The 23,487-nt window shown below is 67.2% G+C and carries 20 protein-coding genes; 13 read left to right on the top strand and 7 right to left on the bottom strand.

All coding sequences use genetic code 11. The features are described from left to right. Positions 1–13 precede the first annotated feature (13 nt). The 5 genes from NX780_RS07605 to NX780_RS07625 form a co-directional block, all read right to left on the bottom strand. The gene (locus NX780_RS07605; protein WP_258827262.1) at positions 14–799 is read right to left on the bottom strand and encodes an enoyl-CoA hydratase/isomerase family protein; all 786 of its coding nucleotides are present in this window, start codon (positions 797–799) and stop codon (positions 14–16) included. An 11-nt stretch (positions 800–810) separates the two neighbouring features. Further along, positions 811–2,418 carry a carboxyl transferase domain-containing protein gene (locus NX780_RS07610; protein WP_258827263.1) on the bottom strand — a complete coding sequence of 536 codons (1,608 nt, stop codon included), beginning with the start codon at positions 2,416–2,418 and terminating at the stop codon, positions 811–813. 29 nt (positions 2,419–2,447) lie between these two features. Next, on the bottom strand, positions 2,448–2,888 hold the full coding sequence (locus tag NX780_RS07615) for a YchJ family protein (RefSeq protein ID WP_258827264.1): 441 nt from the start codon (positions 2,886–2,888) through the stop codon (positions 2,448–2,450). Positions 2,889–2,929: 41 nt separating this feature from the next. Continuing rightward, on the bottom strand, positions 2,930–4,168 hold the full coding sequence (locus NX780_RS07620) for a D-amino acid dehydrogenase (protein ID WP_258827265.1): 1,239 nt from the start codon (positions 4,166–4,168) through the stop codon (positions 2,930–2,932). Positions 4,169–4,277: 109 nt separating this feature from the next. After that, positions 4,278–5,612 (bottom strand): serine hydrolase domain-containing protein, encoded by a 1,335-nt coding sequence (locus NX780_RS07625; protein ID WP_258827266.1) that lies wholly within the window; start codon positions 5,610–5,612, stop codon positions 4,278–4,280. A 240-nt stretch (positions 5,613–5,852) separates the two neighbouring features. On the opposite strand from NX780_RS07625, the gene NX780_RS07630 reads away from it, so the two are divergent. The 11 genes from NX780_RS07630 to NX780_RS07680 all read left to right on the top strand — a co-directional run bounded on the left by NX780_RS07630 (position 5,853) and on the right by NX780_RS07680 (position 16,982). Beyond that, entirely contained in the window at positions 5,853–6,593 is a 741-nt protein-coding gene (locus tag NX780_RS07630) for a GntR family transcriptional regulator (RefSeq protein ID WP_258827267.1), read from the top strand. A gap of 59 nt (positions 6,594–6,652) precedes the next feature. Next, complete coding sequence (locus NX780_RS07635) at positions 6,653–7,570, top strand: N-acetylmuramic acid 6-phosphate etherase (RefSeq protein WP_258827459.1); 918 nt, start codon at positions 6,653–6,655, stop codon at positions 7,568–7,570. Between the two features lie 33 nt (positions 7,571–7,603). Next, the gene (locus tag NX780_RS07640; protein WP_258827268.1) at positions 7,604–8,869 is read left to right on the top strand and encodes an MFS transporter; all 1,266 of its coding nucleotides are present in this window, start codon (positions 7,604–7,606) and stop codon (positions 8,867–8,869) included. A 29-nt stretch (positions 8,870–8,898) separates the two neighbouring features. Then, a complete protein-coding gene (locus NX780_RS07645; RefSeq protein ID WP_258827269.1) occupies positions 8,899–10,041 on the top strand; it encodes an acyltransferase family protein in 1,143 nt (380 codons plus the stop codon). 13 nt (positions 10,042–10,054) lie between these two features. Beyond that, positions 10,055–11,662, top strand: coding sequence for a glycoside hydrolase family 10-like protein (locus NX780_RS07650; protein WP_258827270.1), 1,608 nt, complete (start codon positions 10,055–10,057; stop codon positions 11,660–11,662). Between the two features lie 87 nt (positions 11,663–11,749). After that, a complete protein-coding gene (locus NX780_RS07655; RefSeq protein WP_258827271.1) occupies positions 11,750–12,682 on the top strand; it encodes an N-acetylglucosamine kinase in 933 nt (310 codons plus the stop codon). A gap of 22 nt (positions 12,683–12,704) precedes the next feature. Continuing rightward, positions 12,705–13,715 carry an N-acetylmuramoyl-L-alanine amidase gene (locus NX780_RS07660; protein WP_307732710.1) on the top strand — a complete coding sequence of 337 codons (1,011 nt, stop codon included), beginning with the start codon at positions 12,705–12,707 and terminating at the stop codon, positions 13,713–13,715. A gap of 81 nt (positions 13,716–13,796) precedes the next feature. Continuing rightward, positions 13,797–14,705 carry a LysR family transcriptional regulator gene (locus NX780_RS07665; protein WP_258827272.1) on the top strand — a complete coding sequence of 303 codons (909 nt, stop codon included), beginning with the start codon at positions 13,797–13,799 and terminating at the stop codon, positions 14,703–14,705. Continuing rightward, positions 14,702–15,313 (top strand): M15 family metallopeptidase, encoded by a 612-nt coding sequence (locus NX780_RS07670; RefSeq protein WP_258827273.1) that lies wholly within the window; start codon positions 14,702–14,704, stop codon positions 15,311–15,313. The genes NX780_RS07665 and NX780_RS07670 overlap by 4 nt, the downstream gene beginning before the upstream one ends. 95 nt (positions 15,314–15,408) lie before the next feature. After that, a complete protein-coding gene (locus tag NX780_RS07675) occupies positions 15,409–15,990 on the top strand; it encodes a PEP-CTERM sorting domain-containing protein (RefSeq protein ID WP_258827274.1) in 582 nt (193 codons plus the stop codon). 59 nt (positions 15,991–16,049) lie between these two features. Then, complete coding sequence (locus NX780_RS07680; protein WP_258827275.1) at positions 16,050–16,982, top strand: polysaccharide deacetylase family protein; 933 nt, start codon at positions 16,050–16,052, stop codon at positions 16,980–16,982. Positions 16,983–16,985: 3 nt separating this feature from the next. Here NX780_RS07680 and dacB read toward each other — a convergent pair whose 3' ends face one another. Both dacB and NX780_RS07690 read right to left on the bottom strand, forming a co-directional pair. Next, entirely contained in the window at positions 16,986–18,494 is a 1,509-nt protein-coding gene (gene dacB, locus NX780_RS07685) for a D-alanyl-D-alanine carboxypeptidase/D-alanyl-D-alanine endopeptidase (protein ID WP_258827276.1), read from the bottom strand. Positions 18,495–18,517: 23 nt separating this feature from the next. Continuing rightward, the gene (locus tag NX780_RS07690) at positions 18,518–19,756 is read right to left on the bottom strand and encodes a spore maturation protein (RefSeq protein WP_258827277.1); all 1,239 of its coding nucleotides are present in this window, start codon (positions 19,754–19,756) and stop codon (positions 18,518–18,520) included. Between the two features lie 189 nt (positions 19,757–19,945). On the opposite strand from NX780_RS07690, the gene NX780_RS07695 reads away from it, so the two are divergent. After that, a complete protein-coding gene (locus NX780_RS07695) occupies positions 19,946–21,493 on the top strand; it encodes a serine hydrolase domain-containing protein (RefSeq protein ID WP_258827278.1) in 1,548 nt (515 codons plus the stop codon). Positions 21,494–21,530: 37 nt separating this feature from the next. Then, the gene (locus NX780_RS07700) at positions 21,531–23,327 is read left to right on the top strand and encodes an ABC transporter substrate-binding protein (RefSeq protein ID WP_258827279.1); all 1,797 of its coding nucleotides are present in this window, start codon (positions 21,531–21,533) and stop codon (positions 23,325–23,327) included. The last annotated feature ends 160 nt before the right edge of the window (positions 23,328–23,487 follow it).

The following is a 23,487-nucleotide window of genomic DNA, read 5'->3' on the forward strand; positions in this document are numbered from 1 at the left end:
TCCTATTACTTGTTCAGTTCAGCCAGGTCGGCTTGCGCTTCTCGAGGAAGGACGCGACGCCTTCGCGGCCTTCCATCGATGCGCGGATTTCCGCGATGCGGTTCGCAGTGTCGGCCAGCAGCGCGTCGGTCACCGGCTGGCCCACGACGTCGCGCACCAGTTTCTTCGCCTCGCCCACGGCGTGCGGGCTGTTGGTCACCAGGGCCTTGACGATGCCGGCCACGGTCGCATCCAGCACTTCAGGCGCGACGACTTCGTGCGCGAAGCCGATGCGGCGGGCTTCGTTCGCGTCGAAACGCTCGGCGGTCAGGAAGTAGCGGCGCGCGGCCTGCTCGCCCATGGCCTTGATGACGTAGGGCGAGATGGTAGCCGGAATCAGGCCCAGCTTCACTTCGGACAGGCAGAAGTGTGCCACCTCGCTGGCCACGACGATGTCGCAAGCGGCGACCAGGCCCATGCCGCCGGCGTAGCAGTCGCCCTGCACCTTGGCGACGGTGGGCTTCGGGCACAGGTAGATGGTGCGCAGCATGTCGGCCAGGCGCATGGCGTCTTCCTGGTTCTCGCTGTGCGAGTAGCCGGCCATCTTCTTCATCCAGTTCAGGTCCGCGCCGGCGCAGAAGGCCGGGCCGTTCGCGGCCAGGACGATGGCGCGCACCTGCTCGTTGCGTCCCAGTTCGTCGAAGGCCAGGGCCAGCTCGGCGATGGCGTGCTCGTTGAAGGCGTTGCGCAGTTCCGGACGATTCAGGGTGACGGCGGCGACCTTGTCGTCGATGGAGATGGTGAGGGTCTGGTATTCCATGCTCAATCTCCTTACATGCGGAACACGCCGAACTTCGTCTCTTCGATCGGCGCATTCAGCGCGGCCGAGAGCCCCAGGCCCAGCACGGTGCGGGTATCTGCCGGGTCGATGACGCCGTCGTCCCACAGGCGCGCGCTCGCATAGTACGGGTGGCCCTGGTGCTCGTACTGCTCCTTGATCGGCTGCTTGAAGGCGGCTTCCTCGTCCTGCGACCACTGGCCGCCCTTGGACTCGATGCCGTCGCGCTTGACGGTAGCCAGCACCGATGCGGCCTGGTCGCCGCCCATGACGGAGATGCGCGCATTCGGCCACATCCATAGGAAGCGCGGCGAGAAGGCGCGGCCGCACATGCCGTAGTTGCCGGCGCCAAAGGACCCGCCGATGATGACGGTGAACTTCGGCACCGAGGCGGTGGCGACCGCGGTCACCATCTTGGCGCCGTTGCGGGCGATGCCTTCATTTTCATACTTGCGTCCAACCATGAAGCCGGTGATGTTCTGCAGGAAGACCAGCGGAATCTTGCGCTGGCAGCACAGCTCGATGAAGTGGGCGCCTTTCAGCGCCGATTCCGAGAACAGGATGCCGTTGTTGGCGATGATGCCGACCTTCATGCCGTAGATATGGGCGAAGCCGCAGACGAGCGTCGTGCCGTAGCGCGCCTTGAACTCGTCGAATTCGCTCCCATCGACCACGCGCGCGATCACTTCGCGCACGTCGAAGGGCTTGCGGGTGTCGACCGGAATCACGCCATACAGCTCTTCCGGTGCGTACTTTGGTTCGACGCTCTCGCGCAGGGCGCCTTGCTGCGGCTTGACGCGGTTCAGGTTCGACACGATGGTGCGCGCCAGCGACAGGGCGTGCAGGTCGTTCTGGGCCAGGTGGTCGGCCACGCCCGACAGGCGGGTGTGGACGTCGCCGCCGCCCAGGTCTTCGGCCGTGACGACTTCGCCGGTCGCGGCTTTCACGAGCGGCGGGCCGCCCAGGAAGATGGTGCCCTGTTCCTTGACGATGATCGATTCGTCGCTCATCGCCGGCACATAGGCGCCGCCGGCCGTGCAGGAGCCCATGACGACGGCGATCTGCGGGATTCCCTTGGCGGAGAGATTCGCCTGGTTGTAGAAGATGCGGCCGAAGTGGTCGCGGTCGGGGAACACGTCGTCCTGGTTCGGCAGGTTGGCGCCGCCCGAGTCGACCAGGTAGATGCAGGGCAGGTGGTTCTGCTCGGCGATCTCCTGGGCGCGCAGGTGTTTTTTCACCGTCATCGGGTAATAGGTGCCGCCCTTGACGGTGGCGTCGTTACAGACGATCACGACTTCCTGGCCGGCCACGCGGCCGATGCCGGTGATGATGCCGGCCGAGGGCGCGGCGCCGTCGTACATCTCGTAGGCGGCCAGCTGGGAGAACTCGAGGAAGGGCGTGCCCGGGTCGAGCAGCATCTGCACGCGGTCGCGCGGCAGCAGCTTGCCGCGCGCGACGTGCTTGGCGGACGCCGCCTCGCCGCCGCCCTGGGCCATCTGCGCGACTTTCGCGCGCAGGTCGTCGACGATGGCCTGCATGGCCGCGGCGTTGGCCTTGAAATCTTCGCCACGCGGGTTGAGTTTGCTCTCGATCTGGGGCATTGCCGTCCTCTATGTCTCTGCTGTTGTGTTTATTTTGGGAAACTGCCGTCCACGTAGTACCAGCGCGGCGCCCCGCTATCGGGATCCGGCTCGCGCAGGAAACGGCTCACTTCGTGCAGCCGATGCGCCCGTCCGCCCACCTTGAAGCGGGCGACGAACTCGACGGTGTCGCTGTCTGGATTGTCCGGTGAATTTACTTTACGTTGACGTAAACGTAAAGCAGATTTTACCTCAAGTCCCAGCCAGCGGATTGGCTCTTTCTCATCGACGATTGGGTCAAGGGGGCGGGTGCTGGGATGCCAGGTGGCCAGCAGGTAGGGCTCGTTTTTCAGCGTATACGCCGTGTAGCGCGAGCGCATGAGCGCCTCCGCCGTGGGCGGCAGGGCGCTGCCTTCGATGAAGGGGCCACAGCAGGCGGCCAGCGAGGGACCGCCGCAGGGGCAGGCCCCGGGTGTGATCGTTTTGGACATGGCCGCCATTATCCGCCATTCCCCGGCGGGACGGCAGCTGCCTAGTTTTTGAGCGTCAGGCCTTCGAGGCTGAAGGGCGGCGCTTCTCCCCGCATCGCCCCCGCCAGCAGGCTGGCGCTGCCGCAGGCGAAGGTGAAGCCCAGCGGACCGTGGCCGACGTTCAGCCACAGGTTGTCGTAGCGGGTGGCGCCGATGATCGGGGCGCTGCTCGGGGTGGCGGGGCGCAGGCCGGCCCAGACCGAGAGTTTCGAGTAGTCGGCGGCGCGCGGCATGGTTTCCTTCACCTGGCGGGTCAGGCCGTCCACGCGCTTTGCATTGTGGCTGAGGTCTTCGCCGACCATGTCGACCATGGCGGCCACGCGCAGCTTGTCGCCGATGCGTGCATACAGCACCTTGCGTTCGAAGTCGGTCACGCTGATTTCCGGCGCCACGTCGTCGGCGCGGATCGGGGCGGTCAGGCTGTAGCCCTTGAGCGGGTAGAGGGGCAGCGTGACGCCGACCGTATCGGACAGGTTGCGGCTCTGGATGCCGGCCGCCAGCACATAGCGGTCGGCCGCTACGATCGCACCGTCGTCCAGTTCGATGCCGGTGACGCGGCCCTTGTCGGCCAGGAGGCGCCGCGCGGCGCCGTGCACGAAGCCGCGGAAGCGCGGGTGTTCCCGCAGGCGCTCGGCCAGGGCCAGGCAGAAGGCGTGGCAGTCGGCCACCGCTTCGCCGCTGTTATAGATGCCGCCGGCCAGCAGCGGTTCGGCCGCGGCCAGGGCGGGTTCGCGCGCGGCGCAGTCGGCGGGCGACCAGATCTCGCCGGCGCCCGGCTTGCCTGCCGCTTTTTCGAACACGTCGCGCGAGCGGTAGACCACCAGCTTGCCGGCGTCGCGCCAGTCGAATTTCTCGAGGGGGACGACGACTTCGAGCTGCTTCATGCCCTGGCGCGACAGCTCGCCCAGGGCCAAGAGCTTGGCCGTGGTCTTGCGGTTGACGTCGGCGCGGCAGTGGGCGAGGAAGCTGGCCAGCCAGCGGTACTGGCGCAGGTCGGCCTCAGGCCGGAAGTGCAGCGGACCGGTGTCCTGGAACATCCATTGCAAGGCCTTCAGCGGCACGCCCTCGTCGGCCAGCGGCGACACGTAGCGGTAGCTGAGCTGCCCGCCGTTGCCGTAGCTGGAACCGCTGCCGACTTCCGGCGCGCGTTCGAGGACGGAGACATCGTAGCCCGCTTCCGCCAGCCACCAGGCCGACGTCAATCCGACTACTCCGCCACCGATAACGATCACTTGCTGCATCCTGCACTCTTCAATATGGATTTGGTGGTCAAGCTTAGGCCCTGGGCGGCGCGGCGGCCAATGAAAGTCGCGGCGCGCACCATAACCGGGATATATGCGGGCGTTTGCCTCATGTTGGTGCGCGTTGGCCGGCGATGGCGTGGCGGTACAGCGCCGTGAGGATGCGTTCCTCGTAGCGCGCCAGCGCCGAATGGCGGCCCTTGTTCTGTTCCGGGTCGCTCGAGACCCCGCCGGCCAGCACGACCAGGCCATTGGCGCGCACGGGATCGAAGGCGAACACCGAGCGCAGGCCGTAGGCGTCGCCCAGGTGGCCGACCGCCTCGAAGCCGCCGCCCTCGACCAGCTGCATGCCGGGACGGTCCGGGAACTGGGCGTTGCCCAGGCCCCAGGCATTGAAAAAGCCGCCGAGCGAGTCGCCATTGCTGCCGTTGTGCGTCCACTGGCGCGCGAACATGCGTTCCAGGGTGGCGCGCTCGAACAGGCGCCGGCCCTCGTGCACGCCGCCGTTCATCAGCATGCGCATCACCACGCCCATGTCGCGCGCCGAGATACGCAGGCCGCCGGTGGGGCTGAAGGGCGTCGCATTCGCGCCGGGGACGTATGTGGCGATGCCCGCGGGCGGGCTTGGGGGCCTGGCGCTGTAGTCGTCTACCTGGGCAATCCAGGGGCCCTGGGGGTTCCAGACCTCGGTGTCCGCGGCCGGCGCTCCGGTGCTGCGCTTGCGGTAGAGTGTGACCAGCTTTGCCAGGGCGGCGGGCGGCAGCAGCGAAGGGTTGTAGCCGGCCGTGATGCCGAGCGGCTGCAGGAGCAGGCGCTCCATCAGGAGGTCGAAGCGCTCGCCCGTGATCCTCTCCATTGCGGTGCCGATCACGCCCCAGCCGAGGTTACAGTAGGTGAAGTAGTCGCCGGGGCCGGCGCGGCTCGAGAAGGTTTTCGGATCGCCCGGCAGCAGCACGTCCCTCAGGGAGGTGGCGAGCGGCCAGGAATAGCCGGCTTCGTCGCGCAGCGAAGAGCGGTGGGTGAGCAGGCTGCGCAGGGTGATGGGGCGCTCCGGGAAGTGCGGGTTGCGCAGCCTGAAGCCCAGGTAGCCTGAAACGTCGGCATCGAGGTCGACCTGGCCCGCTTCCACCAGGCGCATCAGGCCCAGCGTGGTCATCAGTTTGGAGATCGAGGCGATGCGGTACAGGGTGTCCGGCGTTGCCAGCTTGTCCGGCAAGACACCGTTTCCTATGAAGCTGCGCCCGAAAGCGCCCTCGTAGACCGGCTGGCCGGCGCGGATCGCGAGCACCGACAGGCTGGCCAGCTGCAGGGCCGGGTCGTTCACGACCGCCGCCAGCTCGGCGTCGAGCGCCGGGCGCGCCGCAGGGGCGGCAGGCATGGCGAACAAGGGTTCCATCGCGCCGAGCATCGCCATGCCCAGCAAGGATCGCCTGCGCTCGTTCATCGGTCTCCCTTCCTGCCTCTGCGGGCCATTTGTGAAATTGCAGCTTGTCGGACGAGCATACGGAGGGTTGGAAAGGATTGCCAAATGAATAGCGATGGCCTTGGCATAACCGTTTTATATTGGTATCAAGTGGTATGCTTATAAGGCAGGAGCATGCGAGGACAACGCTTTTTCATGGTCCGGCCGGGCACGGCGACGGGGCCATGGCCTTACACTCTCCCTGACACTTTCATTGACCAGATGACCACTACCAGCCCATCCTTCCAGGTCGACCTGAACGACAACTCGCCACTCTACATGCAGCTGGCGCGCAAGCTCGCACAGGACGTGCGCGACGGCCGCTACCAGGCCGACCAGGCGCTGCCCTCCGAGCGCACCCTGTCCGAGCAGCTCGACGTCTCGCGCGTCACGGCGCGCAAGGCCATCGACCAGCTGGTGGAGCAGGGCCTGGTGGTGCGGCGGCGCGGCTCCGGCAATTACATCGCGCCGCGCATCGAACAGCCGCTGTCCGACCTGTCGAGCTTTTCCGAGCAGCTCCAGCAGCGCGGCTACACGCCCAGCAGCCACTGGCTGCGGCGCGACGTCATGCAGGCCGACGCCGACGCCCAGTTGTCGCTCGGCCTGTCGCCGGGCACCCGGGTGGCGCGCCTGGAGCGCCTGCGCCTGGCCGACGAGGTCGTGATGGCCTACGAGACCAGCGTGATCCCGGCCACCATCCTGCCGCGCCCCGAGAACGTGGGCGGCTCGCTGTACGCCCACCTGGCCAAGACCGGCCACATGCCGGTGCGGGCGCTGCAGCACCTGCGCGCCATGAACGCGCCCGCCGACCTGGCGGCGCGCCTGGACGTGCCGGAAGGGCGCGCGGTGCTCTTCATCACCCGCATCGGCTACCTGGAATCCGGCGAGCCGGTCGAGCTGACCCACTCCTACTGCCTGAGCGACCACTACGATTTCGTCGCGGAGTTGCGCCGCCCTGCATAACTTTTCGTCATGATGACGGGTGCAGCTTTCATGGGACCGCCCCAGGCATTGGTATTACACTGGTTTTATCGACTACTGCCCATCAAGAAGACACGGCCATGCTGAAAACCGAAACCCCGGCCCGGGACCACGCCACCCTCGACCAGTACCCGACCACGGAACTGGTGAACGTCTTCGTGGACGACCAGGTCAAGGCCGTCGAGGCCGTGCGCGCAGCCGCGCCACGCATCGCCGCCGCCATCACCGCCGCCCTGCCGCGCATCGAAGCGGGCGGGCGCCTGATCTATGTCGGCGCCGGCACCTCGGGCCGCCTCGGTGTGCTCGACAGCGTCGAGCTGAACCCGACCTTCTCCTGGCCGCACGGCCGCGCCGTGGCCCTGCTGGCCGGCGGCGAGAGCGCGATGTTCGTGGCGGTCGAGGGCGCGGAAGACGATCATGACCAGGGCGCGGCGGACCTGGCGAGCGTGAAGGTGGACGCCGGCGACGTCGTGCTGCTGCTGGCCGCTTCCGGCTTCACGCCCTATGTGCTGGGCGCCCTGCGCGCCGCACGCAGCGCAGGGGCGCTGACCATCGGCTTCTCGAACAATGCCGACGCGCCGGTCGCGAACGAGGCCGAGATCGGCGTGGTGCTGGACACGGGGTCGGAAATCATCTCCGGCTCCACCCGCCTGAAAGCGGGCACCTCGCAGAAGATCGCGCTGAACACCTTCTCCAGCGGCCTGATGGTGCGTTTGAACAAGGTTTACGGCAACCTGATGGTAGACTTCCGGGCTACCAATGCCAAGCTGGTGCGACGCGCCATCCGCCTGACCGCATTCGCCAGCGGCGCCGACGAGGCGGCCGCGAAGGCGGTGCTGGAGCAGTGCGGCTACCACGTCAAGACCGCGATCGTGGCCTTGATCAAACAAACCAGTGTCGAGCAGGCGCAGGCCCTGTTGGAAGCGTCACGCGGCAGCGTGCGCGACGCCATCGCATAAGAGCGGGGCAGCCCGCCGACCACGAGACAGAGAATGCACAAAGAGAACGTCAAGTCCCCGTGGCTGTGGGTCCCCTCCCTCTACTTCGCCCAGGCCATCCCCTACGTGGTGGTGATGAGCCTCTCGGTCATCATGTACAAGGACATGGGCGTGTCGAACTCCGACATCGCCTTCTATACGAGCCTGCTGTACCTGCCCTGGGTGATCAAGCCCCTGTGGTCGCCGATCGTCGACATGTTCGGCACCAAGCGCCGCTGGACCGTGCTGCTGCAGCTGGCCGTGGCGGCCTCCCTGGTGGCGGTGGGCCTGGCGCTGCACCTGCCGAACTTCTTCGTGGCGAGTCTCGCCGTGATGTGGCTGATGGCCTTCAGCTCCGCCACTCACGACATCTCGGCCGACGGCTTCTACATGCTGGGCCTGCGCCAGCAGCAGCAGGCGGCCTTCGTGGGCGTGCGCTCGACCTTCTATCGCCTGGCCACCCTGGCCGGACAGGGGCCGCTGGTGGTGCTGGCGGGTTACCTGGCGACCCAGCTGGGCGACGTCAACCAGGCCTGGTCGATCGTGTTCTTCGTGCTGGCGGTCCTGTTCTTCGCGGCCTTCCTGTGGCACGGGATGATCCTGCCGAAACCCGACAGCGACCATAAGGTGAAGGGGACCAGCAATCCGCTGCGCGACTTCTTCGTCACCTTCGCGCTGTTCTTCCGCAAGCGCGACATCTGGCTGATCCTCGGCTTCATCCTCACCTTCCGCCTCGGCGAGGCGCAGCTGCTGAAACTCGTCGCCCCCTTCCTGAAGGACCCTTTGGTAAAAGGCGGCCTGGGGCTCACCACCGAGCAGTACGGCATCGCCTACGGCACCATCGGCATCGCCTTCCTGACCCTGGGCGGCCTGGCCGGCGGCTACCTGATCTCGCGCCTGGGGCTCAAGCGCTGCCTGTGGCTGATGGTCTTCGCCGTGCACCTGCCCGACCTGGTCTTCGTCTACCTGTCGCAGGCCCAGCCGACCAGCTTCGCCGTGGTCTGCGCCTCGCTCGCGATCGAGCAGTTCGGCTACGGCTTCGGCTTCACCGCGATGCTGCTCTACATGATCATGGTGTGCGAAGGGGAGCACAAGACGGCGCACTATGCGATCTGCACCGGCCTGATGGCGCTCGGCATGATGGTGCCGGGGATGTGGAGCGGCGACCTGCAGGAATACCTCGGCTACAAGCACTTCTTCATCTGGGCGTGCCTGTCGACGATCCCGGCCTTCATCATGGCGGCATTGGTGAAGATCGACCCCGAGTTCGGCAAGAAGTAAGACCACTACAACAAGGAGACGACGCGGCAATGCGCGATGCACCGGTGCGCCTGATGTCCCTCGACGCCTTCCGCGGCTTCACGATCGCGGCCATGGCGCTCGTGAATAATCCCGGCGACTGGGGCAATCTCCACGCCCAGCTGGCCCACGCCAAGTGGAACGGCTGGACCTTCACCGACTGCATCTTCCCCTTCTTCCTGTTCATCGGCGGGGGCGCCATGACCCTGTCGCTGGGCCGGCTCGCCGCCGCCGGCACCGACAGGCCGGGCCTGCTGCTCAAGCTCACCAAACGCGCCTCTCTCATCTTCCTGATCGGCTTCCTGCTGAATCTCATCCCGAACTTCGACTTCGACACCGTGCGCATTCCCGGCGTCTTGCAGCGCATCGCCCTGTGCACGGTGCTGGCCGCGCCCATCGTCGTCTACCTGGGCTGGCGCGCGCAGCTGGCCGTGATTACCGCCTTGCTGGCGCTGTATTCGGCGCTGATGCTGTGGGTGCCGGTGCCCGGCATCGGCGCGGGCGTGCTCGAGCCGGGCCAGGACTTCGGCGCCTGGGTCGACCGCATGCTGCTGGGCGGCCACCTGTGGGCGCAGGCCAAAACCTGGGACCCGGAAGGCCTGGTCTCCACCATTCCCGCCCTGTGCAGCCAGCTGTTCGGCGTGCTTGCCGGCCGCGTGCTGGCCCTCGAGCTGCCGCGCACCGAGCAGACGGCCTGGATGCTGTTCGCCGGCCTGGTCTTCCTGGCCCTGGGCTCGAGCCTGGATGCCGTGCTCATGCCGATCAACAAGAGCCTGTGGACGGTGTCTTTCTGCCTGTGGATGACCGGCTGGGCGCTGCTCGCCTTCGGCGTCTTCTACTGGCTGCTCGATGCCAATCCCCATGCCATCGTGCGCGAACGCGCGGGCAGGTGGGCCAAACCTTTCGTCATCTATGGGATGAACGCGCTGTTCATCTTCGCCTTCTCCGGCTTCGTCGCCAAGATGCTTGGATTCATCAAGCTCGCGCAGCCTGACGGCAGCCGGCATTCGCTTGGCAGCACCCTGTATGCGCCTCTCAAGGCGCTGCCCATCGGCGCTGCCAACACTTCCCTGTTATACGCCATCCTCTTCAACGCCTGCATGTTCGCGATCGCCTACGGCATGTGGCGCAAGCGGTGGTTCGTCAAAGTCTGAAAAAGGAGTGGACTTGAAGCCCAACCTGAAAAAACGCAGCCTCACCCTCGGCCTGCTCGGCGGCGCCCTGGCGATGGGCGGATTCCTGACCGCCTGCACCACGCAGCCGACCGCGCCCGATGGCGGCGCCGGCGCCACGGGTGAGCTCCCGCCGGCGGCCCCGCGCGAATTCCGCGCCGCCTGGGTCTCGACGGTAGCCAACATCGACTGGCCGAGCAAGCCGGGCCTGCCGGCAGCGCAGCAGCAGGCGGAAGCCATCGCCATTCTCGAGCGCGCGGTCAGCCTGAACCTGAACGCCATCGTGCTGCAGGTGCGTCCGTCGGCCGACGCGATCTATCCCTCGAAGATCGAGCCCTGGACCGAATACCTGACCGGCGCCCAGGGCAAGCCGCCCTCGCCCTGGTACGACCCGCTCGCCTTCTGGGTGCGTGAAGCGCATGCGCGCGGCCTGGAGCTGCACGCCTGGTTCAACCCCTACCGCGCGCGCCACGACAACGCCCGTTCGCCGGCGGCGCCGAACCACATCACCAACACCATTCCCTCGGCCGTGAAGCGCTACGGGAAGTTCATGTGGATGGACCCGGGCGAGGAAGCGGCCTCGAAGCAGACCATGGACGTGATCCTCGACGTGGTGCGCCGCTACGACATCGACGGCGTGCACATCGACGACTATTTCTACCCCTACCCGATCGAGGCGCCGGAAGTCGCCGGCAATGCGCAGGCCCTGGACGGCAACGGCAAGCCGGCCTCGAAGGAACTCGACTTCCCCGATACCCCGGCCTGGGAACGCTACCTGGCCGGCGGCGGCAAGCTCGATCGCCCCTCCTGGCGCCGCGACAACGTGAACCGCCTGATCGAGGCGATGTACAAGGGCATCCACCGTGAAAAGAGCTGGGTGCGCTTCGGCATCAGCCCCTTCGGCATGGGCCGCCCGGACCGCCGCCCGCCGGGCATCAACGGCTTCTCGCAGTACGACAAGCTGTATGCGGACGCCGAGCTGTGGCTGGAAAAGGGCTGGCTCGATTATTTCGTCCCGCAGCTGTACTGGCCGATTGCCCAGACCGCGCAATCCTACCCGGTGCTGCTCGACTACTGGATCAGCCAGAACCCGCAGGGCCGCCACATGTGGCCGGGCCTGTTCACCAGCCGCATCGGGGCGCCGGCGCCCACCAAGACCTACGAGCCGCAGGAGATCCTGGACCAGATCGCGCTGACGCGCCAGCGGCAGCGGGCAACCGGCCACGTTCACTTCAGCATGATCGCGCTCACCCAGAACCGCAAGGGCATCAGCGACAAGCTGAGAAGCGGCATCTACACCGGCCCGGCCCTGGTCCCGGCCACCACCTGGCTGGCTGGCGAGCGCCCCGGCACGCCCCAGGTCAGTGGGGCGCCCGCCAAGGGCGGCGTCAGGCTCAAGCTCAAGGCGGGCAAGGCGACCGCGCTGTATGCGGTGTGGTCGCGCCACGGTGGAGAGTGGCGCTTCGACGTCGTGCCGGCTTCGCGTGTAGACTGGACGGTGCCGGATGACGGCAAGCTGGGCGCGGCCGACCTGGTCTACGTGAGCCCGGTCGACCGCCTCGGCAACGAGGGCGCGCGCGTGCAGGCCTGGCGCAGGCCCTGAGCGTGAAAAGCTCATAACCTTTGTTCATGCACACAGCGCCAGCATTCATTCGCGTGCCGGCGCGACCACAACGTACACTCGCGGGCTATGCACGATCCCGAACAGCAGCAAGACAGCACTGAGCCCCTCGGCCTCGGCATCGACGCCGGCGGCACCCAGACCCGCTGGGCCCTCGCCGGCCCGGGCGGCCGCATCGTCGCCGAAGGCACGACCGGCGGCCTGTCGGCGCTGCAGCTGGGTTCCGGCGAAGGGCGCGAAGCGGTGCAGGCTACTTTTGCTGCCATCGCGCGCGCGGTGCTGGCGCATGGCCGCCCGGTGGCGGTGCGCGCCGGCCTGACCGGCTTCGGCGGCGAAGCGGAGCCCCTGCAGCGCTGGCTGGGCGAACAGCTCGGCCTGGAACCGCAGGCGCTGGTCTTCTCCAACGACATCGAGATCGCCTACCTCGCCAGCTTCCGCCCCGGCGACGGCTACCTCGTGTATGCCGGCACCGGCTCGATCGGCGCCTTCATCGACGCCCGGGGCAGCTTCCACCGCGCCGGTGGGCGCGGCGTGGTGCTGGACGACGGCGGCGGCGGCTTCTGGATCGCACGCGAAGCGCTGCGCCACATCTGGCGCCTGGAAGACGAACGTCCGGGCGCCTGGGAATCCTCGCCCATGGCGCACGCCGTGTTCCAGCACGTGGGCGGCTCGGACTGGTCGTTCTCGCGCCAGTTCATTTACGGCCGCGAGCGCGGCGAAGTGGGCAAGCTGGCGATCGCCGTGGCCGCCACCGCCGAACGCGACCCGGCCGCCGCCGCCATCCTGCGCGAAGCCGGCCAGGAACTGGCGCGCCTGGCGACGGCCCTGATCCAGCGCTTCGGTCCGCGCCCGGTGGCGCTGGCCGGCCGCGCCGCCGAACTGCACCCGGCCATCGTCGACACCATGCGCGCGGCCCTGCCGCCCGACATCACGCTCAGCCAGACCGGCGTGTGCGCCCATTACGCGGCGGCGCGCCTGGCCCTCGGCCAGTGCTCCAGTTAAAAATCCAACAAGGATCCGCAGAATGAAAATCCTGATCGTCCCCGTCATCCTCGCCCTGCTGGCCGGCTGCGCGACCGCGCCCAAGGGCCCGCAGATCGACACCACCTACAACGCCAAGGGCCAGTCGAGCCGCGCGCGCTTCCTGGTCCTGCACTACACGGTGGCCGACAAGCCGACCTCGATCAAGATCCTGACCGAGCAGCAGGTGAGCGCCCACTACCTGCTCACCGACGATCCGCAGCCCATCATCTACCGCCTGGTGGACGAGACCCGCTCGGCCTACCACGCGGGCGTCTCGAGCTGGAAGCAGTACACGCAGCTGAACAACAGCTCGATCGGCATCGAGATCGTCAACGCCGGCTGGAAGGACACCCCGCAGGGCCGCGTCTACGCGCCCTTCCCGCAGGCGCAGGTGGATGCGCTCATGGTGCTGGTGAAGGACATCGTCCAGCGCAACGGCATCGCGCCCGAGAACGTGCTGGGCCACAGCGACATCGCGCCGCTGCGCAAGCAGGACCCGGGTCCGCTGTTCCCGTGGGCGCGCCTGGCGCAGGAAGGCCTGGTGCTGTGGCCGGATGCGAACCGCGTGGCGCTGGTGCGCCCGATTTTCGAGGCGACCCTGCCCGACGTGGCCTGGTTCCAGCGCAAGCTGGCCACCCACGGCTTCGGCATCCAGCAAACCGGCATCTTCGACAAGCAGACCATCACCGTGCTGTCGGCCTTCCAGATGAAGTACCGCCCGCGCGACATATCGGGCAATATGGACGCGGAGACTGCGGCCCTGCTGGAAGTATTGACGACGCCGGCGAATGCGCCGCTGCCGGTCGTGACGCCGCCGGTGATCACCAGCCCGGTTCCGGCGCTGCCGCCGGCGACGGCGCCGGTTCCCGTGGTGCCCGAAACGGCCCCGGCCCCGGCCGCGCCTGTGCCGCTGCCGAATCCGGCCACCCCGGCGCCGGTCCCGACGCCGGCCACGCCGCCGACGCCGCTGCCCGCGGGGCCCGCCAACCCGGCTGTCGTGAACACGCCGTGACGGTCGCCGCAGCCAGGGTTTACATGTATCCTTCGACACATCCGCGCTCCAGGCGCGGAGTCTTTACAGAAGGATGAAGCGATGCGCCTGCGTCATATCGAAGTTTTCCACGCCATCATGCAGGTCGGTACCATCAGCGGTGCCGCCCAGGTTCTCCACATCTCGCAGCCCGCGGTGACCAAGGTGCTGCAGCACGCCGAGCTCCAGCTCGGCATGCCGCTGTTCGAGCGGGTGCGCGGCAAGCTGTATCCGAAGCCGGAAGCGCACCGCCTGTTCGCCGAGACCGAGAAGCTGAACCGCGACCTGCAGGGCATCCGCCGCCTGGCCGCCAGCCTCAAGAGCCGCGCGGTGGAGACGGTGCGCCTGGTGTCGACGCCGACCATCGCGATCAGCGTGCTGCCGCAGGCGATGACGGTGTGGCGCCGCGATTTCCCGCAGGCGCGTTGCGAACTGTCCACCCACCACACCAGCGAGATCGTGAACGCGCTGCGCCTGGGCGAAGCCGACCTCGCGCTCTCGCTGCAGGATCCGCGCCACCCGGGCATCGTGGCCGAACCGATCGCCCACGGCATGCTCACCGTGATGGCGCCCGCCGGCACCTGGTCGGAAGAAGAAGCGTCGAAGCCCTTCACCGCCGAAGGCCTCAGCGGAGAACTGATCGGCCTGACCGACGGCGACCCGCTGGGAGAGATCGTCGTCGCCGCCTGCGAGGCGCAGGGCGTGCAGCCGGTCTTCCACACCGTGGTGCAGACCTACCAGATCGCCCGCTCGCTGGTCGAAGCCGGCGCCGGCAAGGCCGTGCTCGATCCCTTCACCGCCGCCTCGGCCGACCCGGCCAGGGTGCAGTGCCGTCCGTGGTCGCCGGCGATGCCGGTCCACCTGTATCTGCTCACCGCCAGCCATTCCCCCTTGTCGCACGGGGCGCGGGAGCTGGCCAACTGTATCGGCGCGACCGCGCGCGCCCTGCTCGAAAAAAAAGGTAGTGCATGACCCTGTCCGTCGCCAGCGAAGACATCGCCGGCAGCCCTGAATTCCGCCATCTCACCAGTATCAAGGGGATCGCGATCGACCTGCGCTACGCGACGCCCAACAACTTCGTCGGACGCGACCTGTACTCGCCCTACGACTGCGCCTGGCTGCACGTCGATGCGGCGGCCGCGCTGGAAACCTTCGTCGCCTGGCTGGCCGAACGCCGGCCCGGCTACACGGCCCTGATCCTCGATGCCCTGCGTCCGCAGCGGGTGCAGCAGCAGCTGTGGGACGCATTGGATGGCACCGGCCTGCAGATGTACCTGGCCAACCCGGCGCGCGGCTCGATCCACTCCTACGGCATGGCGCTCGACATCACCCTGCAGGGCGAGAACGGGGAAGAGCTCGACATGGGCACCGGCTTCGACGACATGACCGACCTCTCGCACCCGGCGCTGGAAGAAGGCTTCCTGGTGGCCGGCAAGCTCACGGACCAGCAGGTGGCGAACCGCCGCCTGCTGAGGGAAGGCATGCTGGCGGCGGGCTTCTTCGGCATCAACACCGAGTGGTGGCATTTCGACTGCGGCGACCGCGAACTGGTGCGGGCGACCTACCGCCGCGTGCTCTGATTCCCGCTGCCGAGTAGCGTGGCCGCGACAGGCGGACGCGTGCGCGCCCGCCCTGGTAGTAATCTGGCATCCCGAGCTCTCAACGGAGAATCGCGATGCGCAAGCTCCTCCTTGCTTCCCTGCTGGCCGGCGCCGCCTGGCATGTCCATGCCGAGCCGACGACCTGGGATTTCAGTTACACGGGCTTCTACTGGACCTTGGAGAGCCATTCGACGTGGGAAGGGGATCACACGGCGGAGGGCTGGCAGCCCGGCATGCAGCTCGGCGGCAGCTTCAGCGGCGAAGACCGGAACGGCGACGGCATCATCGTCCTGGAAGAGCTGAGCGGGTTCTCGGTGCAGGGCAGGGATTATTTTCCGTGCATGGCGGAGCCCAGTCCCTATGGCCGCTGCAGCATCCGGCGCTTCAGCTACACCCTGGGCGGGGAGCTCGATTTCTCGGCCGGCTGGTACGGCTATGACGAGTTCTACTCGGGCTGGGGCGGCAGCGTGAGCACCGGCGCGAGCGCAAACGACTACTCCTACGGGTATCACTACGAATCGGAGACCTTCCTGTACTGGACCGACCAGACCCGCTTCGACATCGTCCAGTTGCCGGTGCCCGAACCCGCGTCCGGCGCCATGGTCCTGGCCGGGCTGGCGCTGCTGGCGGGCCTGCGCCGGCGCCCGGTCCGCTGACTGGACAGCGCCAGGCGGCGCGGCTACAGTAGGGCGATCCCGTTTGCGTGGAGCCGCCCTTGACGCCCGTTTTGTCCCTCCTGCGCTGCGCCGTCGCCGCAGCCTGCCTCGCCCTCGCGCCCCAGCTGCATGCGCAGTCGGTCGCCTTCACCTTCGACGACGGTCCGACCCTGTCCGAGACCCCGCGCCTGTCGCCCCAGGCGCGGAACAGCGCCATGCTGGCCGCGCTGGCCAGGCACAAGGTCAGGGCCGCGCTCTTCGTCACCTGCGGAAACGGCGCCGACCGGCCCGAAGGCCTGGCGCTGGCGCGCGCCTGGGGACAGGCCGGCCATGTGGTGGCGAACCACACCATGACCCACCTCGACCTGAACAATGCGAAGACCGGGCTTGCGCAGTACCAGCAGGAGCTGCGCGACTGCGACCGCATCGTCGCCCCGCTGCCGGGTTATCAAAAATGGTTCCGCTACACCTATCTGCGCGAAGGGAACACGCCGGAGAAGCGCGACGGCATGAAGGCCTTCCTGCGCGAGCAGGGCTACCGCAATGCCTACGTTACGCTCGACACCAGCGACTGGCGCCTGAACGACAAGCTGGTCGAGGTGCTGGCGAAGAATCCCCGGGCGGATGTCGAACCGATCCGCCAGGCCTACCTGTCCCACATCCGCCAGCGCGCGCTGGCCTACCGCGCCCTGTCGCAGCGCCTGCAGGGCCGCGACATCGCCCAGGTCCTGCTGCTGCACCATAACCTCATCAACGCCCTGTGGCTGGACGATGTGATCCGGCAGTTCCGCGACATGGGCTGGACCATCGTCAGCCCGGGCGAGGCCTTCGCAGACCCGGTCTACGCACTCGACCCGCAGCGTAACGTGCCGGGCCAGAGCCTCCTGATCTCGATGGGCCGCAGCCTGGGACTCTCGACCCAGGACATCGGCCTGCGCCTGATGGACGACGGCGACTTCGAGATCGAGGCGCTCAGGCAGCAGGGTCTATAAGGCTCAGGGCGTCGGGGCCATCGGCTGCGCCGCCGGCGCCGCCGGCGCCGCCGGGGCCTGGGCCGCGCCCGAGCGGGCCACCCAGTCCACCAGCGCGTCGAGCACCGCGCGTCCGCGTCCATTGCCCGCCTGCTCGCTGTTCACCATCGCCACGAACACGTTCTGCACGCCGTCCGCATCCGGCACATAGCCGGCCAGCGCGACGACGTTGCGCAGGGTCCCGGTCTTCAGGCGCGCACGTCCCGCCGCCGCCGTGCCCTGCAGGCGCCGGCGCAGGGTGCCGTCGATGGCCGCGATCGGCATGCTGGACTGGAATTCGGGCGCCCAGTTGCTGCGCAGGCCGGCCTGCAGCAGGTAGGCCATCTGCTGCGGCGTGATCCGCTCGCTGCGCGACAGGCCGGAACCGTTCTCGATCACGAAGCCGGTATCGTCGATGCGGTGCTCGCGCATCCACTCGCGCACGGCGGCATCGGCGCGCGCCAGCGTGGTTTCGCCGCTGGCCGGCGCGGCGAAGCTGCCCGCCGCCGGATCGGACTGCAGGCTGCCCAGGCTCAGGAAGAGGATGCGCGCCAGCAGGTTGTCGGAAGGCTTGTTGGTGTCGCGCACCAGCTCGGGCAGCGAGCGCGAGCTGTGTTCGGCCAGCAGGCGCGCGTCCGGCGGCGCGCTGCCCGTCACGACCTTGCCGCTGAACTTCCCGCCCAGGTCTTTCCACTTCTGGCGGAACAGGCGCTCGATGTAGTCGTCGCGGTCCAGCACATTGATGCTGTAGCTGCGCGCGCAGTCCTTCGGGAAGGTCCCGTGCAGCATCACCTTGATGCGTCCATCCTTCCGGCGCACCGCTTCCGGCAGCTTCCAGCCGTCCTCCCATTTCGAGCAGTCGGCGTCGACCAGGGTCATGTCCGAACCGATGGACACGCGGTCGAGTTCCGGCTGCATCTCGAGCTTCAGGCGCTTGTTCGTGGAGCGCATGTCGATCTGCAGCATGTTCTTGTTGACGAGGAGCGGGTCCGGGATGACGTTGTAATAGGCCTCGGGCGACTCGTCGAAGGGCGGCAGGCCCTGGTCCAGGCGGCCCGGGTTCCACACGCCGCGGTCGAGGACCAGGTCGCCCTCGATGCGGCGGATGCCCTGGTAGTGCAGGGCGCGCAGCATGTTTTCGATGTCTTCGCCGGACAGGTCGGCATCCGCGCCGCCCTTCAGCACCAGGTTCCCGCGCAGGACGCCTTTCACCACCTCGCCGCTGGTGCGCAGCTCGGTGCGGCCGCGGAAGGCGGGACCGAGGCGATCCAGGCTGACCATGGTCGTGACCAGCTTCATGGTCGATGCCGGCTGCATCGGCCGGTCGGCCTGGTGGGCCAGCACGATCGCGTCGCCCTTCATGACCAGGATCCCGAGCTCGCTTTCGTTCAGGCCCTGCTGCGCCAGTACCGAGGCCACGGGCGCCGGCAGCTGGGCTGAAGCAGAACCGAAGGCGGCAAAGAGGACGGTGGCGAGGGCGAGGTTGCGCAGCATGAGAACTCCCTGATATACCTGTACTAAGCGAAGAAGAGATAAGCGACGAAGATGGCGGCGATGACGCCGGCCAGGTCGGCCAGCAGGCCGTAGCCGATCGCGTAGCGGGTCTTGCGGATGCCGACCGAGCCGAAATACAGGGCCACGATGTAGAAGGTCGTATCGGCCGCGCCCTGCAGGATGCCGGCCAGGCGGCCAACAAAAGAGTCGACCCCGTAGGTGGTCATGGCGTCGATCATCATGGCGCGCGAGCCGCTGCCCGAGAGCGGTTTCATGAGCGCGGTCGGCAGCGCGCCGACGAAGTCGGTCGGCAGGCCGAGCGACTGGAAGATCCAGGCGAAGCCGTTCACGATCATGCCCAGGATGCCCGAATTGCGCACCACGCTGATCGCCACCAGCATGCCGACCAAGTAGGGGATGATCTTGAGCGACGTCTCGATGCCGCCCTTGGCGCCCTCGATGAAGGCCTCGTAGACGTTCACTTTTTTCACCAGCGCGCCGATCATGAAGGCGGCGATGATCGAGAACAGGATCAGGTTGGCGGTGACCACCGAGACCAGCTCGATCTGCGACTTGTCGAGGAAGACGGTGAAGTACCAGACCAGCAGCGCGATCACGGCCGTCATGCCGCCGATCCAGCCGAACACGGCGGGATGCAGCAGGTTGATGCGCTGGCGCAGGCCGACCGCGATGATGCCGGTCATGGTCGAGCAGTAGGTCGCGATCAGGGTCGGGATGAAGATGTCGGCCGGATTCGCCGCGCCCAGGATTGCGCGCTGGGCCATGATCGCCAGCGGGATGATGGTCAGGCCCGAGGTCTGGATCACCAGGAACATGATCTGGGCGTCGCTGGCCTCGTCCTTGCTCGGGTTCAGGGTCTGCAGGCTCTCCATGGCCTTCAGGCCGAAGGGCGTGGCGGCATTGTCCAGGCCCAGCATATTGGCCGAGAAGTTCATCACCATGTGGCCGTTGGCCGGATGCTCCTTCGGCACACCCGGGAAGATGCGCGAGAAGAAGGGCGCGATGACGCGGGCGAACAGATTGATGGCGCCGGCCTTTTCGCCGATGTTCATGATCCCCAGCCAGAGCGTCATGACGCCGGCCAGCGGCAGGGCGATGTCCATGACGGCCATCTTGGCCGAGGAAAAGGTGCCGTCGATGACGCGCTTGAAGATCTCGGTATCGCCCAGGAACAGCCACTGCGCGAGGGCGGCGACGAAGCCGACGAGGAAGAATCCAGTCCAGATGTAATTGAGTGCCATGGGTTCGCTGCTGCTGAAAGACCGTTCGATTGTGCAACGAGAGTATAGGCCGGGAATAAGCTGCGTTGATGAAAGAATGCGCCTGCGCCATGTTTAAAAGTTATAAGGACGCCCTCTTTTGTTTGCTCAATAGCATGAGAATCGAGGCATAATCGTTCGCTGGAACCGTGCCTACCGGAGAGGACCAGCATGCACCGCCCATCCCGTCTTGCCCTGTACAGCCTTGTTGTCGTCCTTGGCGCCGCCGCCGTCGCGCCCCTTCATGCACAGGCCCCGGCTCAGCCGCAGGCGCAGGGCCGCGGCGAACGCGTGGCTGCGCTGCTCCCGGAAATCGACAGGATGTACGCGGAGCTCGCCGACAAGGCCCACCTGCCTGGCCTGGTCTACGGCGTGGTCCTCGACGGCAAGCTGGTACACGTCCGTTCGCTCGGCCTGGCCGATGTGGGGCGCAAGATTCCCGTGAGCAGTTCGAGCGAATTCCGCATCGCCTCGATGAGCAAGAGCTTCGTGGCGATGGCGGCGCTGAAGCTGCGTGACGCGGGCAAGCTGCGGCTCGACGATCCCGTCGCCGATCATCTGCCTGAATTGCGCCGCGTCCAGCTGCCGACCCGCGATTCGCCCGCGCTGACGATCCGCCACCTGATGACCATGACTACCGGACTGCCCGAGGACAATCCCTGGGGCGACCGCCAGATGGCCCTGTCGAACGCCCGGATCGAGCAGCTGGTGGGCGCCGGCCTGTCGTTCTCCAATGCTCCCGGGCAGGCCTACGAGTACAGCAACCTCGGCTACATCCTGCTGGGCAAGGTGGTGAGCAAGGCATCCGGCATGCGCTTCCAGGATTACGTCACCCGCGAGATCCTGCGGCCGCTGGGAATGAACAACACGCGCTGGGAATACACGCAGGCCGCGCCGGGCAAGCTCGCGCTCGGATACCGCTGGGACCGCGACCATTGGGAGACGGAGCCGATCCTCCCCGATGGCGACGGCGCCGCGATGGGCGGGCTGATCACGACGGCGGACGACTTCGCGCGCTACATCGCCTTCCACCTCGATGCGTGGCCGGCCCGTGACGATCCTGACCGCGGGCCGCTGCGCCGCGCCTCGCTGCGCGAGATGCACCTGCCGCAGGTGTTCGCCACCCTGGCCGCCAAGGGCACCACGACCGACAACAAGACCGCGAATCCGCGCGTGCATTTCTACAGCTATGGCCTGGACTGGACGCGCGACAGCCGCGACGTGGTCACGTCCGGCCACGCGGGCGGACTGCCCGGCTACGGCAGCCAGTTCCGTTTCGCGCCCGGCCACGGGGTGGGGGTGTTCGCCTTCACCAATCTGCGCTATGGTCCGGTGTACGGGCCGACCAACAAGGCGCTGCACATCCTGCTCGAGCGCGCCGGCCTCGGCCCGCGGCCAATTGCCGTGTCGCCGATCCTGGCGACGCGCCACACGCAGGTGGCGCAGCTGGTGCAAACCTGGGATGCCGCCCTGGGCAGCGCGATCGCGGCCGACAACCTGTTCCTCGACCGTTCGCGCGAAGACTGGATCGTGCACGCGCGCGACACGCTGGCGCCGATCGGGAAGATCACCTCGGTCGGCCCGATCGAGGCCGAAAACGGCTTGCGCGGCACCTTCCCGCTGGTCGGCGAGCGCGGCACGGTGAACGTGAAGTTCACGCTCACCCCCGAACGCGAGCCGAAGGTGCAGGAGATCCAGCTCACGCCGGTGAAGCCATAGCACGCGCTTTACACTACCCGATGGACGCAAGACCCGCATGACACTCCGCCTGACCGCCGCTGCCTTCCTGTTCTCCCTGCTGTGCGCCGGCAGCGCAGCAGCACAGCCGCAGGAAGAGAAAGTCCTGCGCATGTTCCTGTCCACCAGCGAGACCGGCCTGGACCCGGCCGTGGCCTCGGACAACGCGACGCTGTCGCTGCTGGAAAACCTGTTCGACCCCCTGCTGCGCTACGACTACCTGGCGCGCCCCGCGAAGCTGCGCCCGAACACGGCGAGCGCCATGCCCGAGGTGAGCGCGGACGGCCTCAGCTACACTTTCCGCATCCGCCCCGGCATCTTCTTCACCCCCGACCCGGCCTTCAAGGGCATCAAGCGTGAAGTGACCGCCCAGGACTACGTCTACAGCATCAAGCGCCTCTACAACCCGGCCCTGAAGTCGCCCTGGGCCTATATGTTCGAGGGGAAGATCGAAGGCGACGAGGCGCTGAAGACGCACTACGACGCCGACACGCCGGTAGCGGGCCTGCAGGCCCTCGACCGCCATACCCTGCGCATTCGATTGAAGGCGCGCGACAACAACTTCCTGTTCTACCTCGCCGTCCCCGCCGCCGGCGTGGTGGCGCGCGAAGTCATCGAGGCCTATCCCGGCCAGGCCGGCAACCACCCGGTCGGCACCGGGCCCTTCATGGTGGGCGAGTGGAAGCGCAGCGACCGCATCACCCTGCTGGCCAACCCGTATTCGACGGCCGTGTTCCACGCTACGGCGGGCGTCAATCCCGAGGACAGGGCGATCGCCGCGGCGCTCGAGGGCAAGCGCCTGCCGCGCGTGGACCGGGTCGAGGTGCGCATCGCCGAGGAGTTCCAGGGCCGCATGCTGGGCTTCCTGAACGCCGAATACGACTACCTCGAGCAGATCCCCGAGTCGATGACCGACATGGTGGTGCGCGACGGGCAGTTGAAGCCCGAACTGGCGGCGCGCGGCATCGTGCTGTCGCGCTTCCCGGTGCTGCAGACCTACTATATGTGGATGAACATGAAGGACCCGGTCATCGGCGGCTACGGCAAGGACCGTATCGCGCTGCGCCGGGCGATCTCGCTCGCCTACAACAATGCCGAGGACATCGCGCTGCTGAAGAAGGGCTTCGCGATCAAGGCCGAGTCGCCGCTGCCGCCGAACGTGCTGGGCTACGACCCCGCCTACCGCAGCCCGGTGCCCTATGACCCGGCCTTGGCCAATGCCCTGCTGGACCGCTACGGCTACACGCAGCGCGATCCCGATGGGTTTCGGCGGCAGCCGAAACGAGGCCGCACTGGAGAAACAGTGCCGCTCACCCTCACCATGCACAGCGAGGCCACCGTCAGCGGCCGCCTGCGCGACGAGCTGTGGCGCAAATGCCTGAATGCGATCGGCCTGCGCGTCGTCTTCAAGTCCGACAAGAAGACCGAGATCATCAAGGCCTCGCGCCTGGGCACGGTCCAGATGTTCGAAAGTAACTGGATCGCCGACTTCCCCGACGGCGACAACTTCTACCAGCTGCTCTATGGGCCGAATGCCGGCCGCGCCAACTATGCGCGCTTCGACCTGCCGGCCTATAACCAGCGTTATGAAGCGGCGCGCCAGCTGAGCGACGGGCCGGCGCGCCAGAAGCTGTATTTCGAGATGAACCAGCTGATCCACGCCTACAACCCCTGGGTCCCGCTGACCCATGTCCTGTCGGGCGACCTGCGCCATCCGTGGTTGAAAAACTACAAACGCCACCCCGTTGAGTTCACGCAATGGCGTTACCTGGATGTCGATGTTGCGCAAAGGGCACGCTCCACCAGAGCGAAATAGCGATTTAGTTGGTTTTTCCGAAAGAAAATATTCCTGCTGGTTATACTGGCCGCCGCATATTTCATTGGAACGCGCCGATTTCCTCGGCGTACCCTGAAACGACAAAATAACGTAATGCCAAGACATTACAGACAGATAAGCCGGTCAGGCCACCTCGACC

The organism is Massilia agri (assembly GCF_024753255.1).
Taxonomy (GTDB): domain Bacteria; phylum Pseudomonadota; class Gammaproteobacteria; order Burkholderiales; family Burkholderiaceae_D; genus Telluria; species Telluria agri.